The sequence below is a fragment of the Nodosilinea sp. FACHB-131 genome (assembly GCF_014695395.1).
Taxonomy (GTDB): Bacteria; Cyanobacteriota; Cyanobacteriia; order Phormidesmidales; family Phormidesmidaceae; genus Nodosilinea.
The window spans coordinates 70,555-85,076 of sequence record NZ_JACJOF010000033.1; the positions used below are offsets into that span (position 1 = coordinate 70,555).

The window sequence follows — 14,522 nt, forward strand, 5'->3', positions numbered from 1 at the left end:
CGCCTCTGGCGATACTGCGTGAACGACTTCGCGCAGCCACCGGGGCAGAGATTTCCTTAGCCGTGGCGCTTTTGGTGCCAGGCCCAGGCGTGGGCCAGGATAGTGTCAATGTCTACGTACTGGGGGTTCCAGCCCAAGATGCTGCGGGCGCGATCGCTGCTGCCGACCAGCGCCGGTGGATCGCCAGGGCGACGTTCCACCTCGACCACCGGAATAGACTTGCCAGTGATCCGCACTGCCGCGTCGATCACCTCTCGCACCGAGAAACCGCTGCCGTTGCCAAGGTTAAAGACGGCGCTCTCACCACCCTTCAACAGATACTCCAACCCCAGAATGTGGGCGTCGGCTAGATCGCAGACGTGAATATAATCGCGCACGCAAGTGCCATCGGGAGTGGGGTAGTCGGTACCAAAAACGCTGATCGACGGTCGCTTGCCCAATGCCGTTTGCAGCACCAGGGGAATCAGGTGGGTTTCAGGATTGTGGTCTTCGCCCAGCAGACCGTTGGGATGAGCACCAGCGGCGTTGAAGTAGCGAAACCGTACTGACTTGAAATCGTAGGCCTTATCGTAGTCGGTCAAAATCCGCTCCACCATCAGCTTAGTCATGCCGTAGGGATTGATAGGGTTTTGGGGATGGGTCTCAGTGATTGGCATCTCCTGAGGTACACCGTAGGTAGCGCAGGTAGACGAGAACACGAATGTTTTGACGCCCGCTTCCACCATGGCATCGAGCAGCGATAGAGTACCAACTACGTTGTTTTCGTAGTATTTGCTAGGGTCACTTACCGACTCGCCTACGTAGGCGTAGGCCGAGAAATGCATAACTGCACTAATGTCATAGCGGCTAAAGACATCTTTAAGCAGTGCCTTGTCCAGAGTACTGCCGACAATTAGCTCAGCCTTTAAGGCCGTCTCCACCAAGTCCCGATGACCATAGACCAGGTTGTCTAGAATCAGCACTCTATAGCCGGCCTGTTGGAGCGCCATGACGGTATGGCTGCCAATATAGCCAGCGCCTCCTGTAACCAAGATTGTTTTTAGATCAGTTGTCATAGGAAATTTCTCTAAAGTGTTTGGTGCCGCTAGGGCATTAGCGTTATCGGGTGTTCCGGCTGAAGCCATTCTAAAGTGTGGCCCGATACTAGGCCTTAGCTTTAAGCCTGGGTCATTAACTTTTCATCTTTGGAGGGTACCTTCTTATGGAATTCAGCCGAGGGCGCTTGAAAAGCCCACCGTTAAGCAATTTTTAATCAAAACTTACCGGACAGTTAGCCCTGCCATTAAGTGCTGCCATGAGTAATGGCCGAAGATAACTCCGTAGCATTGGCTACCCGATGTGACCCCCAAGTGTTATCCATGGCTGACTTCACGCTCCAACTCTTCCACGCCGCTGACCAGGAGGGCAACATTAGCGCTCTTGACGATGCCCCTCGGTTTTCAGCCGTATTAAATGCCCTAAAAAATCAGGATCTTGATGGTGATGGCATAGCAGGCTTTGCCAATACGCTGATTTTGTCGTCTGGGGATGCGTACATTCCAGGCGTATTTTTCAATGCCAGCGCCGGTGCGTTTGGCGGTGCTGGTCGCGGCGATATCTTAATTCAAAACGCCCTAGGTTTCCAAGCGATCGCCTTTGGCAACCACGAGTTTGACCAGGGTACTGCTTTGGTGGCCGATCTGATTGGCGGTGGCGAAGACGATCCAACTACAGAAATCGACGAATTATTTGCTGGAACAGCGTTTCCCTACCTAAGCAGCAACCTTGACTTCAGCACCGACACCAACCTAGCCAATTTAGTCATACCCGATGCCGCTGCTCCCCAGCCTAAAGGCATTGCGGCCTCTACGGTCATTGAGGTCAACGGCGAGAGAATTGGCGTAGTGGGGGCCACAACTCCCACCATCAGCAACGTCAACGTGCGCATCTCTAATCCTGGAACTGTCACAGTGCTGCCTCAGCCCTTTGACAGCAGCCCCACCTCGGAGCAGCTCGATGCCCTGGCTGCTGAAATTCAGGCCGATGTCGATGCTTTGCTGGCTGCTAACCCCGACATTGACAAAGTAGTGCTGCTGGCCCACATGCAGCAGATTGCCATCGAGCAAGAGCTGGCCCAGCGACTATCAAACGTCGATATTATCGTTGCCGGCGGCTCTAACACTCGCCTCTTTGACGAGAACGATCGCGCCCGCGCCGGCGATACTAACCAGGGCATTTATCCAATTATTCAAACCGGTGCTGACGGCAACCCCGTCGCCGTGGTCAACACCGACGGCAACTATAAGTATGTCGGCCGCCTGGTGATTGACTTCGACGAGAATGGCGTGCTCCTGCCCGAGAGCTACGACCCAACGATCAGCGGAGCCTACGCCACCGATGATGAAGGTATTGCGGCCGTAGGTGGTGAAGGACTGGCGGATCCGGCGATCGCAGCCATCACCGCTGCCCTGCGCGAGGCAATAATTGCCACCGAGAGCAACGTGTTTGGCGTCAGCGAAGTATTCCTCAACGGCAACCGGGGCGCGGTACGCACCCAGGAAACTAACCTAGGCAATCTCACCGCCGACGCCAACTTGGCGATCGCTAAGGAAGTTGACCCGACGGCAGTCATTTCCCTCAAAAACGGCGGCGGCATTCGCAATAACATTGGCCAAACGCTGGTGCCTGCGGGCGGCACGGGTGAAGCCGAGTTGCTGCCCAATGAAGAAATTCCTGGAGTAAAACCGGCGGGTGGTATTTCTCAAAACGATGTGGCCAACGCCCTATCGTTTAACAATGCGCTCTCACTCGTTACGGTAACGGCTGAAGAACTGCTGGCCCTGATTGAGCACGGTGTGTCTGCCAGCCTGGCAGACGATAGCGCTACCCCTGGCCAGTTTCCTCAAATTGGTGGTTTTTCCTTTAGCTTTGACGTCAATGGTGAACCCGGCAACCGCGTGCAGTCCCTGGCGATCGAGGCTGAAGATGGTACTGACATCGACGTGGTAGTGCAAAATGGCGAGATTGTGGGCGACCCTAGCCGCACCTTCCGCATGGTGACCCTGAGCTTCCTGGCTGACGGGGGCGATGGCTATCCCTTTCCCACAGGTGAAGCGACCAACCGCATTGACTTGGTAGATGAAACGGCTCCTGCAACGGGGAATGCTACCTTCGCCCCCGATTTCAGTGAGCAGGATGCTCTAGCGGAGTATCTGTTCGACAACTTTGGCGCCGATACTCCTTTTACCGCAGCTGAAACAGGGCGCGAGTTGGACAGCCGCATCCAAAACCTAGCCTTCCGTAGCGATGCGGTGATTGACAGCGTTAATCCCACCGATCCCACTGAACCGACCGATCCCACCAATCCGACCTCTTTGCTGGTGCCCGTCGGTACCTACAGCACGGGCGTTTTTGACGCCAGCGCCGCTGAGATTGTGGTTCACGACCCGGCAACCCAGCGGCTGTTTGTGGTCAATGCCAACGTTCCCACCGTAGAAGTACTGGATATCAGCGACCCCAGCAACCCTACCAAACTATTTAATATCGATCCCTCGGCCTACGGGGCAGGGGCTAACAGCGTGGCCATTAGCAACGGCATCGTAGCTGTAGCCATTGAAAGCGAAGAAAAAACCGACCCCGGCAGCGTCGTGTTCTTTGACATTGACGGTAACTTCTTGAATGCCGTTACCGTGGGCGCTCTGCCCGACATGCTGACCTTTACCCCCGACGGCACCAAGGTACTGGTGGCCAATGAGGGAGAACCCAATGCTGACTACAGCATTGACCCCGAAGGTTCGATCAGCATTATTGACCTCTCAGGAGGCGTAGAAAACCTCACCCAGGCCAATGTCACCACCGCCGACTTCACTACCTTTAATGACCAGCGCGATGCGCTGGTGGCCGATGGGGTGCGGATCTTTGGCCCCAACGCCACCGTGGCCCAGGATGTTGAGCCAGAATACATCGCGGTGACCGGCGACTCGCGCACCGCCTATGTGGCCCTGCAAGAGAATAACGCCCTAGCCGTAGTAGACATTGCCTCGGGGGCTGTCACCGACATTTTGCCGCTGGGGTATAAGGATCACTCAGTGGTGCCGCTGGATGCCAGCGATCGCGACGATGCCATCAACATCACCACCTACCCCAACCTCTTTGGCCTATATCTGCCCGATGCAATCTCGCTCTACGAAGCCGGCGGCGCAACCTATATTGTCACTGCTAACGAAGGCGACGCTCGCGAGTACGACACCTTTGCCGAAGAAGCCCGAGTGAGTGACTTGAAGCTAGATCCAGTCGCGTTTCCCAATGCTGCTGAGATTCAAGCTGACGAAATCCTGGGCCGCCTTACCGTTACCACTACCCTGGGTGATGCCAATGGCGACGGGCTCTACGAAGAGCTTTATGCCCTGGGCGGGCGCTCTTTTTCAATTTGGGATACCCAAGGCAATCTGGTCTACGACAGCGGCGCAGAGTTTGAGCAGACTATCGCTGAGTTGTTCCCCGCCGAATTTAATTCTGACAACAGCGAGAATGGCTCCTTCGACAGCCGCAGCGACGCCAAAGGCCCTGAGCCAGAAGGCGTGACCGTCGGTGAAGTCAACGGGCGAACCTATGCCTTCATTGGCCTAGAGCGGTTTGGCGGTGTAATGACCTACGACATCACTAACCCCACCGAAGCGTTCTTTGTGGATTTCGTAAACAATCGCGATTTTGAAGGCAATGCTGAAGATGGTACCGCTGGCGATTTAGGGGCTGAAGGGCTGGTATTTATCCCGGCTGCCGATAGCCCTAGCGGAAATCCTTTGGTAGTGGTGGCCAACGAAGTGAGCGGCAGCACTACCGTATTCGATGCCAGCGCCCTTGAGGCTCTCGCGCCTGACAATGACGGCCTGTCTGAGCTCTTCCTAGATCTGCGGGATTTGACTGGTGAAGTAGCCACCACCTTCACCGTCAATCGAGAGGCGGCCTTCGACAACTTCGTGGGCTTCTACCGCATAGCCGATCGCAACGGCGGCATTGACCTCAACGGCGACAGCATTGCCGACGTAGCGCCAGGTCAGTCAGGGTATACCGAGGCTGCCTTAGCAAACCGCGCAGACGATGTGGCGCTGACCACCGCCAACCTAACTACGTCGGTCTTTGAGTCGACGGTAGCCGGAGGTAGCCTCTACGCCCCCTTCCTAATCGCCAACGGCAATTTGGACAGCTTCAAATCTAACGAGGTGTACTTTGCTTTTGGCAGCGCCAATGCCGACGGGGTTGAGCACATCCGCGTTATCGATGGTGCGATTGGGTTCGAGGATCTGTTTGGCGGTGGCGACAATGACTTTAATGACATCGTCGTGGAAGTTGCCGTGTCCGTCTAAGGTCCGTAACAACTTAGTGTCAACCAACAGCTAAACGCTAATTGGCCTTGGCTAAATGAACCTCGTACAAAAGCAGGCTCAATTTTTGAGCCTGCTTTTGTATTGTTAGCACAACACAATCTTCATAGCCCTTATCAGTTAGATTAGGAAGGCTTGATACAAGATGTAGCAGCCCTAAAATTCAACGATCGCAACAAATCATTACGTATCATCAAAACATGAATCACAAGAGTAATAGTTCTTTAATCTAATCTACCTATCTTGAGCTTAAGCCATTGTTTTTAACCATGAGGCAGAAAAACTTTGCTAGCGATCGCCCCATCTTTGACAACAGCTTCTACACCCTTTTCTCAAAACTAAATTGGCGTTCACAAGTAGTCTCAATTTTTCCTAATTAAGCATTTCAGTCCGTAAAATACCTGTGTTCATCACTTCAGCCACTCATTTCTGTGCTTAAGTGGGCTTGCCCAGCAGACTCTGTTTTTGCTAGCTAATCAGAACAATGGGCAATATTCTTATAAAGAATAGAGCTTTAAGAATTTACTTTAAACGCGTCATCAATGACATTTATACCTACTATTGATACCAATCAGCTGCTTGATTTCAATACCGCAGCCCTAGCCGTTTTGACCCATCTTCACGATCGGCTTGGATTTGATCTGTGGATGGTAACGCGCACCGAGGGTGAAGACTGGATTGTCTTACAGGCTAACGACACAGGCTACGGTGTCAAAGCCGGAGATGTTTTTCGCTGGTCTGACTCCTTCTGCTCTCGCATGGTCAAAGGAGAGGGTCCTCGCATTGCCCCCACGTCTGAAACGGTGGTGGCCTACGCCGAAGCTCCCATTGGGCAACAAGTCAAAATTGGGGCCTACGTGGGCGTACCCCTTCTAAAGGAAGACGGCACCTTATTTGGCACCCTTTGTGCTATTGACCCGCTGCCTCAGCCCCAGGTTATTCAACAGGAGCTGCCCTTAATTGAGCTTTTGGCCCAGCTGCTCAGCCGTATTCTCCACGCCGATATAAAATCTGCAGAGCAGGCGCGATTAGCCGAACATCTGCAAACAGAAGCGTTAACCGATGGCCTGACCGGACTCTACAACCGTCGCGGCTGGGATCAGCTCTTAGACAGCGAAGAAGAACGCTGTGCCATCTATGGCTACCCTGCCAGCATCATTGTCATTGACATCGATGATCTCAAGGCAATCAACGACAGCCAGGGCCAAGCCGCCGGAGATCAGATTTTGCGGCGCACTGGGGACCTACTTAGGCAAATAACCCGCAAACAGGATACCGTTGCCCGCATTGGTGGCGATGGATTTGCCATACTCTGTGTGGAGTGCCCTCTAGTCGAGGGAGAGTTGATCAAACACCAACTCGAGCAGGCTCTAAGCGAAAGCCAGCTTCACGCCTCGGTAGGAATTGCGGGCCGCCACCCCAGCCAGGGGCTGCGGTGGGCTTGGGCCAATGCCGATCGCGCCATGTACAGCCGCAAGCCTGCTAGCCAACAAAAAAACCATTAACTGCGTGATTAAAAGTGCTCATAGGCAGTTATAGTAATATTCAGTTGGTCACCACCGTTGGCCACAGCAACATAAACCAGTTTGACAAGGGTACACCTGTTATCTATACTGGGGAGTGTTGAAAAAATAGGCCCCCATCGTCTAGAGGCCTAGGACACCTCCCTTTCACGGAGGCGACGGGGATTCGAATTCCCCTGGGGGTATAGTTCTACTATCACGATGACATCAGCCCTGTAGCGCCCAAGAGCCTACGGGGCTTGCTTTTTAGATACCATTGCGAAATGTATATCAACCCTGATTAACCCTAATCAACCTTAAACGCCCCTCTTTTTTTAGGCCACATTTTAGTCACGTGGAAATAACCGGCAAGCTTCGACAGGTCAACGGTCGGCTTAAGGCCAGCAAAGTAGGGGTCACCGTCGAGCAGCACGGGGATAAATTGCGCCTGCGGGCTACCTTGCCCCCAAAACCGGGCAGCTCACAGTCAGAAGCATCACAGCAGCGGGTGAGCCTGGGGCTACCGGCTAACCCTGATGGTCTCAGGCGAGCAGAGAAAGAAGCACGGCTGTTAGGTGCCCAGTTAGCGGCCCGCGAATTTGATTGGGCCAGGTGGGGACACTCGGCCCCACGGGCGGCTGAATGGCTTTGTGATGAGGCGATCGCCGCTTTGCAAGTGCAGTACATCGCTGCCGGCGGCACCCTCGACACGTGGGAGGGTGACTATTGGAAACCCCTGCGAAAACTGCCGCCGGCGGCGGTGATAACAGTCGAGCTGCTGCGCCAGCTGGTGGAGAGCACCACGCCAAACAGCCGATCGAGGGTGCGCTGCTGTGTGGCGGCTGGGGCTTTAGCAAAATTTGCTGGGGTTGAGTTTGACGCTAGCCCCTACCGGGGGAACTACAGCCCAACAAAGGTAACGCCCCGCGACCTGCCCACCGATGTGGCGATCGCAGAGGTTAGGCACAACTTGCAGAACCCAGGATGGCGATGGGTTTACGGCATGATGGCTACTTACGGCTTGCGGAACCATGAGGTGTTCCACGTCGATTTGTCGAGCTTCCCACGGGTGAAGGTGCGCGAGACTACCAAAACGGGGGCTAGGGAGGTGTGGCCCTGCTATCCCGAATGGGCAGAAGAATGGGGGCTGAACTACCCGGTGTTTCCGCCGGTTGACCTCGATCGCAGTAACCAGAAGATTGGGCACTCGGTCTCGAAGTATCTCAGCCCCCGTATGGCCTTTGTGCCCTATGACCTTCGCCACGCCTGGGCGATTCGCACGTTGCTGTTTGGCTGGCCGGTGGAGCTGTCAGCTCGGCAGATGGGCCACAGCGTCGATGTGCACACGCGCACCTACCAGCGGTGGATCAGCTCTCAGCAGATTGAGAGCGTGTATCGCCTGCTGGTGGAGCGGGCTGATCGGCCAAAGCCGCCTGGTGGTGAAGCCACCACAAACCAAACTGAAGATCGTATTCCCAATCGTTAAAGCCATAGGGTGAGTTGAGTTCTTCGTCATCGTCGAAGCCCTCACAGTCACACTCGCAATCTAAGTAGGGCTGAGCGACTGCATAAACATCTTCGCCGTCACAGTCGCAAGCCATTCCGCAGTCGGGGCACTCATGCATACAGGGTTACGCCTCCATCAACTTCTGAATTTTCTTGAGGTGCCAACGGTAGGTGGGCCGCCAGGCGTTGGGGTTGAGCACTCGGTAATGGGTGCCTTTCTTAAAGATGGTGTCGCGGTTCTCTCTGAGGTATTTGGGGCCACAGCCTAGCTCGGCGGCGGCTTCGGCAGTAGAGAGCCATACGCGGGGTTTCTTAGGCATCCACTCTTTCCCCCCATTCTTCTACTAGGCGGGTGAGCAGGTAGACCCAATCGGTTTCGGTGAGACCATCGAAAACGCGATCGCAGTATTCCTCTATGGATGCCTCAACCTGCGGGGGCAGATCGGGGGGCGGGCCTAGGAATAGGCGATAGGTGCCAGCGGGGCTCTCGCTGGTGAGCATTTTTAGGGGGTACTCAGGGAGCTTGTGAGAGATCCACCCTTCGGCCAGGCCCTGGGCAATGGTGGCCGCATCGGCGGCGGGCTTACAGATGGGCAGGCCGCTGGGGTTTTGTACGTTATTCGCTGACTCTGGGCTGTCGAGTTCGCGGGCGATCGCTAGCAGATGCTCGGCTAGGTGCTGGGGCACGCGGATCGGAGTGGTAGGGCCGCTCCACTTGGCAGGGCGGCCTGCCTTCGATTTTGTAGATTTGGTTAGCGCCACCACTCGCGGATCAGAGGGCTCTAGCCTTTCTAGCCCCGATGAAAACTCGTGACTGCTACCGGAGTGCGTGAGCCAATCAACCACCAAGTCGGTGGAATGGGGGACGCGGGTTCGCTTCACGCGATCAACAACACCAATTTCGCTTTGATCTCGCCGGGAGCAAACGTAGTCACCCTTTCTGAGCGAACAAGTCTTTTCAGCCATCGCTGCTCACCTCCGTTTCGTCGAGCTGCTCAATCATCAGCCACCATTCACGGGCGCAGAGCGCTTCCCAGCATTCCTGGCAGTAGCGATCCATCCACTCGATGCGGCCACAGCCGCATTCTTTGCAGGGGTCAAGAATTGACATCGATCGCACCTCCCAGCAAGGTTAGTTGTCCAGCTCGCTCACGCTTGGCCTGGCTGTTGGCGGCCCGATAGGGGGCATCGTGGCGCAGGTGGCAGGGGGCGCAGAGTGCCCGCAGATTGCAGGGGGCGTTATCGCTGGGGTCTTGGTTGAGGTGAGCCACGGTGAGCACAAATCGAGTGGGATGTTCGCAGATGGTGCTGGCGGCGGTGTGGTTTACCCAGTCCAGCTCTGGCCAGTCTTCGTCTTCCATTCGAGTGATGAAAGCGAATAGGGTTTCATTCGTCATTCGGCAGGGCCTGCCACACTCCTGACACTTCCAACCAGCGTCGCTTTTTACTTTGAGCGCTATTTCGTTCCAATTTTTGGCGTAGCGGCTTCTATCCATTGGCATCGCTGCTCACCTCCCCTCTGGCGGAAAGGACGATCGCCACAGCAGCATTTAGCAAAGCATCGTCAGAGACTTCTAGCTGATTTGCCGCCGCGCCGTGCTTTAGGCCCCTGGCGGTGTCGATGACATCGATCATCATGGCCCCAATGCTCTCGTCAGCAGCGGCGACATATGAAGAAAACAGGGACTCGGGATTGTTACTCATGGCTCAGCACCTCCAGTTCATCTCGGGAGTATTCGCGGCTGATCGCCCAGCCGCTGCGGTGAACTTCTACTTCGTCACCCCTGTCGTCGACGACCTCCACCAGGGAGCCGGTGAACTGACCGATCAGAACTTTGCAGCGAGTACCCGGCGTTAATCTATGGCAACCGCCTGAATCATAGAGGGGTGGTTCCGGCGTGTGGGTGCGCACACATTTCTCTGTCAACTGTGTCAACTGAGCCTCTGAAGAGGGTTCAAACCCTTGCGGGGCATGGGTTTGCTCGGTTGACAAAGTGCTGTCAACTGGGGCTTCGGTTGACAACCGGTTTTCTGTCAACTGATCACCCCCCTCTCCGTTCAGTTGACTATTACTATCTCGGTTGACATTCAGTTGACATATAGATGTCAACTGGGAATCTTCAGTACTGGCAGGGCTTTCAGGTGCGATCGCAGGGTCAGTTGACTCAGTTGACACGTTTTCTTCAGCCTCAACATATTTCCGAATCACGTCGATAGGTATTTCAACGCACCGCTTTGTCTGCCACTTTGGATCTTGAGTTGCCCCCCGCTGAAAAGCCCGGCTCACATCCTCATCCATGTGGAATTTTTGCTGTGCTGTCATGTTGGACTGGTGCCCTTGCAGCAGGTGCTTGATGATGCTCAGGTTGTAGGGGAGTTTAAAGGCCCCGTCGAGAGTGTTCCAGATGGTGGGCAGGTTGAGCGCCAAAGACTTGATCTCGCTGCTGTTGTGCTTGCAGATAAAGCGCATATTCCACTCGCCTGCTTTGGCCTGGCTGCGCAAAATGAACAGCTTCTCTACAAAGTCGCGCAGGCTATCGCCGCTGTTTTCGGAGTCGTTAGCCATGGCGCAAACGGTCTCGACGGCGTACTGGCGAATGTTGAGGCGGTTGCCCACCTCGGCCAGCTGGCAAATTGCCTCGGTATAGGCCACGATCAGCGCCAATGAGCGGGCAATGCGGTTGTGGGCCAGGGGCAGACTCTTCACCAGGTCAGCTTCGATGACGGCGATCGCCGGCTTGGGGTAGCCCAGCTTAATCAGGTCGGGCAAACAGCCGCTGGCTTTGTCCCAGGCAGCGGCGAGCTGGTGGTAGGTATCGAATTGGCCAGGGCTTTTGTTGTCAAACCAGAGCAACAGCATCCGGCTCATGGTGGCGGCGTTGGTCTCGCCACAGGCGAAGTTTGAAGTCACCATCAGCGGGCTGTGGGGCCGCTGCATGTTGAACGATGCTCCGTTTTGCCCTCGCACCAGGCGGGCCTTGCCGTTGTAGAGGCCCTTCAGAAATTCGTCGAGCTCGGGGGTGCGGGCTGGGTCATCTAGGCAGTGGATGAGTGACCCGGCAATTTTGAGCCGCTCATAGGCGGCTGACACCGAAACTTCGCGCATGAGGCCGCCAGCGGCTTCGGTGTGCATCCCTACCAGCGACAGAGCACATTGCCCCGCCGTGGTTTTGCCGCTGCCGGCGTCGCCAAAGGGGTTGAGGATGGGGAAGGCCCCTTCGGTCTCGATAATCTCTTGGTAGTGCACCGACGCGGCCCCATAGCCCAGGGTGAGCAGCGCCGGGTAGATGTTCTTGGGGCCAAAGAAAACTTCCATCGCTTCCACCAGCTGGCGAAGCGCGTTGGGCTGCGGCGGTGCGATCGCGGGTTTAGGCAAGGTACTCTCATCTCCTGTTAAGCCGGTGTTCCATATCCAAAGCGATTTGTTTTCGTCGGTGGCCTCGCCCTTGGGGGTGAGCTGCAACCGCGGAAAAACCCAGTACCCATCGGGCTGTTGGCCCACGCGCTGGCAGAGCTTATAGACCTTGCCGCCTCGGTTGTGGGCGTACTCATGCAGGCGCACTCTTAGCAGCGACTTCATTTGGTTGGTGGTAAGCCGGCAGATCAGCGCCCCGCCGAGGGCCTTTTTGAGCGTGTTCTCGAAGGTCTGCACGCTGGTAAAGTCCATCGAGGGCAGGAAGACTCTGAACTGCTGGTGCTCACCGGCCCGCTTGAGCTGAAGCACAAAGCCCCCACCCTCTGGGCTGGCCACCTCTTTCTCTACTTGAAAATCAAAGTTGGTGAGGGGTGTAAAGCCCTGTATGTGGCCGCTTTCGGACTCTTTCCAGTAACCTAGCTCGCCAAAATGGGCGTCTGGGGCGTTCCACCGGCGGCGCTGCAGAATGAGCTTCTCTTCCTTGCCCTGCCGGTCGATCGCCTCGTCGATGGCGTGCTCTAGGGCTTTAATCACACCGCCGGCGGCGAGGCCGGAGCCCTCCACGATGTCTTTGATGTCACCCCCATGGGGAATTTGGCCCCAGATGTCTTGGGGATTCATGGCGATCGCCGGAATATCGCGATCGCCACATTCCTTCAGGAGCTGCTGACCAAAGTGGCTATCCCCGGCCAGGTCGAAGTCGGGGTGGATGGCGAGAACTGGCTTTAGGCCGTTGCGGGTGGCCGCCGCAAAACAATCCTCTAATCTGGCGGCAATGGTTTCCCAGTGGGTCTCGCCGCCGGCGCAGGTGGTAGCCACCTGCCCCAGGTCTCGATAGACTTCTACGGCCTGCTCGCCCCCAACGGCAAACACCACCCCACCGTTAAGGATGGCCTCTTTGGCTTCGTCTTCCCGGTAGAGGGGCCACGGTCGCTCACCCCGGCCTTTGACCCATTCGCCGGTCTCGCCGCTGCTCTGCCAGTGGTAGGGCCGCACCTCTTTGGTTTTGCGGCAGTCCTCTAGCCACTGGCGGCGATCGGTCCACTGGCGACGCACTACCATGGCAAACTCGGTTTTCTTTACGGGGTCTGGGTAGAGGTAGCGAATCTCGCTAAAAGTGGCCCCGGTCTCTGGGTCATTGGTAGCCAGGCTGCATTCGCTCTCTAAGGCCTCGACGACTGGGCTGTTCTGACCTGGTGGGGAAAGAGTGAGGAATAGCCGTTGCTCTCCCCCAGCTTTGCGGCCTTTGCGGGCTTTCACCTGGTAGAACTGGCCATCGGCGGAATTTCGTACAATATCCCCCACACTGAGTTGGCCGACTGGCTCTACGGTCTGCCACTCGGGTGCTGGGTCTGCTAGCTCGGTCTGGGGCAAGGTCACCAGGTCGGGGAATCGCCGCGACTTGTGGCGCTTTTTGGCGGTGTTGAACATGGGCCGCCGGTCTTTGCTTTCGCCGGCGTAGTTCCACCCCTCGGGCGGGTGGTTGGGGTCGGTCCACTGGCAGATCACTTTCTCTATGGGGTCGCCCACTAAAAAGCAATAGTGGTCGCGATCGCACAGGGGGCAGTGAACAGTTCGTGAAGCCTCTCTTGAGTTAGATTTGATTGAAGGCATGTCGTTGTTGCTTAGATACAGTTGGGTTGGTGGTTCTGGCGGTTCCACCACGACGAGAAAAAGGGCCGGTACTCTAAGGGGGGTTCCGGCCCTTCTGTTTTTTCACTTGGGCTTCAACGTTTTCAAGGCTTCGAGGTGGCGCAGGATGCGCTGCGCAGATATCTCTGTAACTTGGCCGCAGTGAAAGAGACTGACCAGCTCTTGGCAGAGCTCTAGCTCAACCCGTCGCAGGGCCTCTACTTGGTTCTCTAAGCGGACCAGCCGCTTAACGAGATCGGAGCCGTCGGGGTAAGTCATGCAGCACCCCCTTCAATTTCTGGCTGTGGTCGGTCTCTCAGTGGGTAGAAAGAAACTTCCCGATAGACCGACTTCACTTGCTGCTGCACAAAGCAGCGATCGCCCCAGAGAACCACCACCGGCTCTTGGCCTGGCAGGAATTTGAGAATGTCGGCCCTGTGTACAAACTCCCCGTTTTTGGTCTCTAACCAAATTGTGGTGAACATCTAGAACACTCCTGCTTCGTACAGCACATCCCAAAGGTCCTGCGGCTCCCAAAGGTCTCTTGGGGGGGCTTTTGGGTAGACCTGCCACCACCAAGGGCTATTGAGGTGTGATATTTCGGCGTTTCTGGTGGCCCACCAGAAGCCTGGCCACGGCTCGGGGTTGGTGCTGTAGGACACGCAGCCGTGAATGTTGCGATCGACTAGCAGGGGCAGCCAAGCGAGAAGGGCGCGCCCCCGGGGGCAGTCGGTCCACCCCACGACTTCGCGCCCCCCTCCATCAAATGATTCGGCCCCCAAGACGGGCCTGAATGGTTGCAGTAGATCTATGGGCATTTGCTCGGTATCTCCAGTCCTAAGGGGATGAGAGAGTAGGTAATCTGGGTTGCATTTTGCGATGCAACCCAGATGTCGTTTACTGAGGTATGCAATATGCATAGCAATTATGGTTGCATATTGCGTAGTGATATGCAATGCTTAAAGAGAAGTTGTTTGATTCGGAAGGTGATCCTCCCGTGAAGCAGATACGCCTATTGCTTGGCATGAGTCAGCTTCAGTTCGCTAACCTCTTGGGGGTTTACCCCTCGACGGTTAGCCGCTGGGAGCAAGGGCTAAGCGAGCC

The 14,522-nt window shown here is 56.0% G+C and carries 13 protein-coding genes and 1 tRNA gene; 4 read left to right on the forward strand and 10 right to left on the reverse strand.

The window, feature by feature from the left end:
• Positions 1-56: 56 nt before the first annotated feature.
• Positions 57-1,055, reverse strand: a complete 999-nt coding sequence (galE, locus tag H6F75_RS22305) for a UDP-glucose 4-epimerase GalE (RefSeq protein WP_190754637.1) — start codon at positions 1,053-1,055, stop codon at positions 57-59.
• A 294-nt stretch (positions 1,056-1,349) separates the two neighbouring features.
• Between galE and H6F75_RS22310 the strand changes: the two genes are divergently transcribed.
• From H6F75_RS22310 to H6F75_RS22325, 4 genes are all read left to right on the forward strand, one after another.
• On the forward strand, positions 1,350-5,345 hold the full coding sequence (locus H6F75_RS22310) for a choice-of-anchor I family protein (RefSeq protein WP_347710696.1): 3,996 nt from the start codon (positions 1,350-1,352) through the stop codon (positions 5,343-5,345).
• 560 nt (positions 5,346-5,905) lie between these two features.
• A complete protein-coding gene (locus tag H6F75_RS22315; protein ID WP_190754639.1) occupies positions 5,906-6,868 on the forward strand; it encodes a sensor domain-containing diguanylate cyclase in 963 nt (320 codons plus the stop codon).
• Between the two features lie 130 nt (positions 6,869-6,998).
• A tRNA-Glu gene (locus H6F75_RS22320) sits at positions 6,999-7,071 on the forward strand.
• 149 nt (positions 7,072-7,220) lie between these two features.
• Positions 7,221-8,351 carry a site-specific integrase gene (locus H6F75_RS22325; RefSeq protein ID WP_190754640.1) on the forward strand — a complete coding sequence of 377 codons (1,131 nt, stop codon included), beginning with the start codon at positions 7,221-7,223 and terminating at the stop codon, positions 8,349-8,351.
• A gap of 145 nt (positions 8,352-8,496) precedes the next feature.
• On the opposite strand, the gene H6F75_RS22330 is transcribed toward H6F75_RS22325, so the two are convergent.
• From H6F75_RS22330 to H6F75_RS22370, 9 genes are all read right to left on the reverse strand, one after another.
• Complete coding sequence (locus H6F75_RS22330) at positions 8,497-8,691, reverse strand: DNA-binding protein (protein ID WP_190754641.1); 195 nt, start codon at positions 8,689-8,691, stop codon at positions 8,497-8,499.
• A complete protein-coding gene (locus H6F75_RS22335) occupies positions 8,684-9,337 on the reverse strand; it encodes a hypothetical protein (protein ID WP_190754642.1) in 654 nt (217 codons plus the stop codon). Before H6F75_RS22335 ends, H6F75_RS22330 begins: the two co-directional genes overlap by 8 nt.
• On the reverse strand, positions 9,330-9,482 hold the full coding sequence (locus tag H6F75_RS22340; protein WP_190754643.1) for a hypothetical protein: 153 nt from the start codon (positions 9,480-9,482) through the stop codon (positions 9,330-9,332). The genes H6F75_RS22335 and H6F75_RS22340 overlap by 8 nt, the downstream gene beginning before the upstream one ends.
• Positions 9,469-9,768 carry a hypothetical protein gene (locus H6F75_RS22345; RefSeq protein ID WP_242020283.1) on the reverse strand — a complete coding sequence of 100 codons (300 nt, stop codon included), beginning with the start codon at positions 9,766-9,768 and terminating at the stop codon, positions 9,469-9,471. The genes H6F75_RS22340 and H6F75_RS22345 overlap by 14 nt, the downstream gene beginning before the upstream one ends.
• A 91-nt stretch (positions 9,769-9,859) precedes the next feature.
• Positions 9,860-10,075, reverse strand: coding sequence for a hypothetical protein (locus H6F75_RS22350; protein WP_190754645.1), 216 nt, complete (start codon positions 10,073-10,075; stop codon positions 9,860-9,862).
• Positions 10,068-13,400 (reverse strand): hypothetical protein, encoded by a 3,333-nt coding sequence (locus tag H6F75_RS22355; protein ID WP_190754648.1) that lies wholly within the window; start codon positions 13,398-13,400, stop codon positions 10,068-10,070. The genes H6F75_RS22350 and H6F75_RS22355 overlap by 8 nt, the downstream gene beginning before the upstream one ends.
• Positions 13,401-13,502: 102 nt before the next feature.
• Entirely contained in the window at positions 13,503-13,697 is a 195-nt protein-coding gene (locus H6F75_RS22360) for a hypothetical protein (protein WP_190754650.1), read from the reverse strand.
• Positions 13,694-13,903: a hypothetical protein gene (locus H6F75_RS22365; protein ID WP_190754652.1), complete on the reverse strand. Its 210-nt coding sequence runs from the start codon at positions 13,901-13,903 to the stop codon at positions 13,694-13,696. The genes H6F75_RS22360 and H6F75_RS22365 overlap by 4 nt, the downstream gene beginning before the upstream one ends.
• The gene (locus H6F75_RS22370) at positions 13,904-14,236 is read right to left on the reverse strand and encodes a hypothetical protein (RefSeq protein ID WP_190754654.1); all 333 of its coding nucleotides are present in this window, start codon (positions 14,234-14,236) and stop codon (positions 13,904-13,906) included.
• Between the last annotated feature and the right edge of the window lie 286 nt (positions 14,237-14,522).

Bases quoted from the DNA above. Each gene is read 5' to 3' on its own strand.
- galE (WP_190754637.1), bottom strand. From the start codon at position 1,055: ATGACAACTGATCTAAAAACAATCTTGGTTACAGGAGGCGCTGGCTAT.
- H6F75_RS22315 (WP_190754639.1), top strand. From the start codon at position 5,906: ATGACATTTATACCTACTATTGATACCAATCAGCTGCTTGATTTCAAT.
- H6F75_RS22330 (WP_190754641.1), bottom strand. From the start codon at position 8,691: ATGCCTAAGAAACCCCGCGTATGGCTCTCTACTGCCGAAGCCGCCGCC.
- H6F75_RS22335 (WP_190754642.1), bottom strand. From the start codon at position 9,337: ATGGCTGAAAAGACTTGTTCGCTCAGAAAGGGTGACTACGTTTGCTCC.
- H6F75_RS22340 (WP_190754643.1), bottom strand. From the start codon at position 9,482: ATGTCAATTCTTGACCCCTGCAAAGAATGCGGCTGTGGCCGCATCGAG.
- H6F75_RS22345 (WP_242020283.1), bottom strand. From the start codon at position 9,768: ATGACGAATGAAACCCTATTCGCTTTCATCACTCGAATGGAAGACGAA.
- H6F75_RS22350 (WP_190754645.1), bottom strand. From the start codon at position 10,075: ATGAGTAACAATCCCGAGTCCCTGTTTTCTTCATATGTCGCCGCTGCT.
- H6F75_RS22355 (WP_190754648.1), bottom strand. From the start codon at position 13,400: ATGCCTTCAATCAAATCTAACTCAAGAGAGGCTTCACGAACTGTTCAC.
- H6F75_RS22360 (WP_190754650.1), bottom strand. From the start codon at position 13,697: ATGACTTACCCCGACGGCTCCGATCTCGTTAAGCGGCTGGTCCGCTTA.
- H6F75_RS22365 (WP_190754652.1), bottom strand. From the start codon at position 13,903: ATGTTCACCACAATTTGGTTAGAGACCAAAAACGGGGAGTTTGTACAC.
- H6F75_RS22370 (WP_190754654.1), bottom strand. From the start codon at position 14,236: ATGCCCATAGATCTACTGCAACCATTCAGGCCCGTCTTGGGGGCCGAA.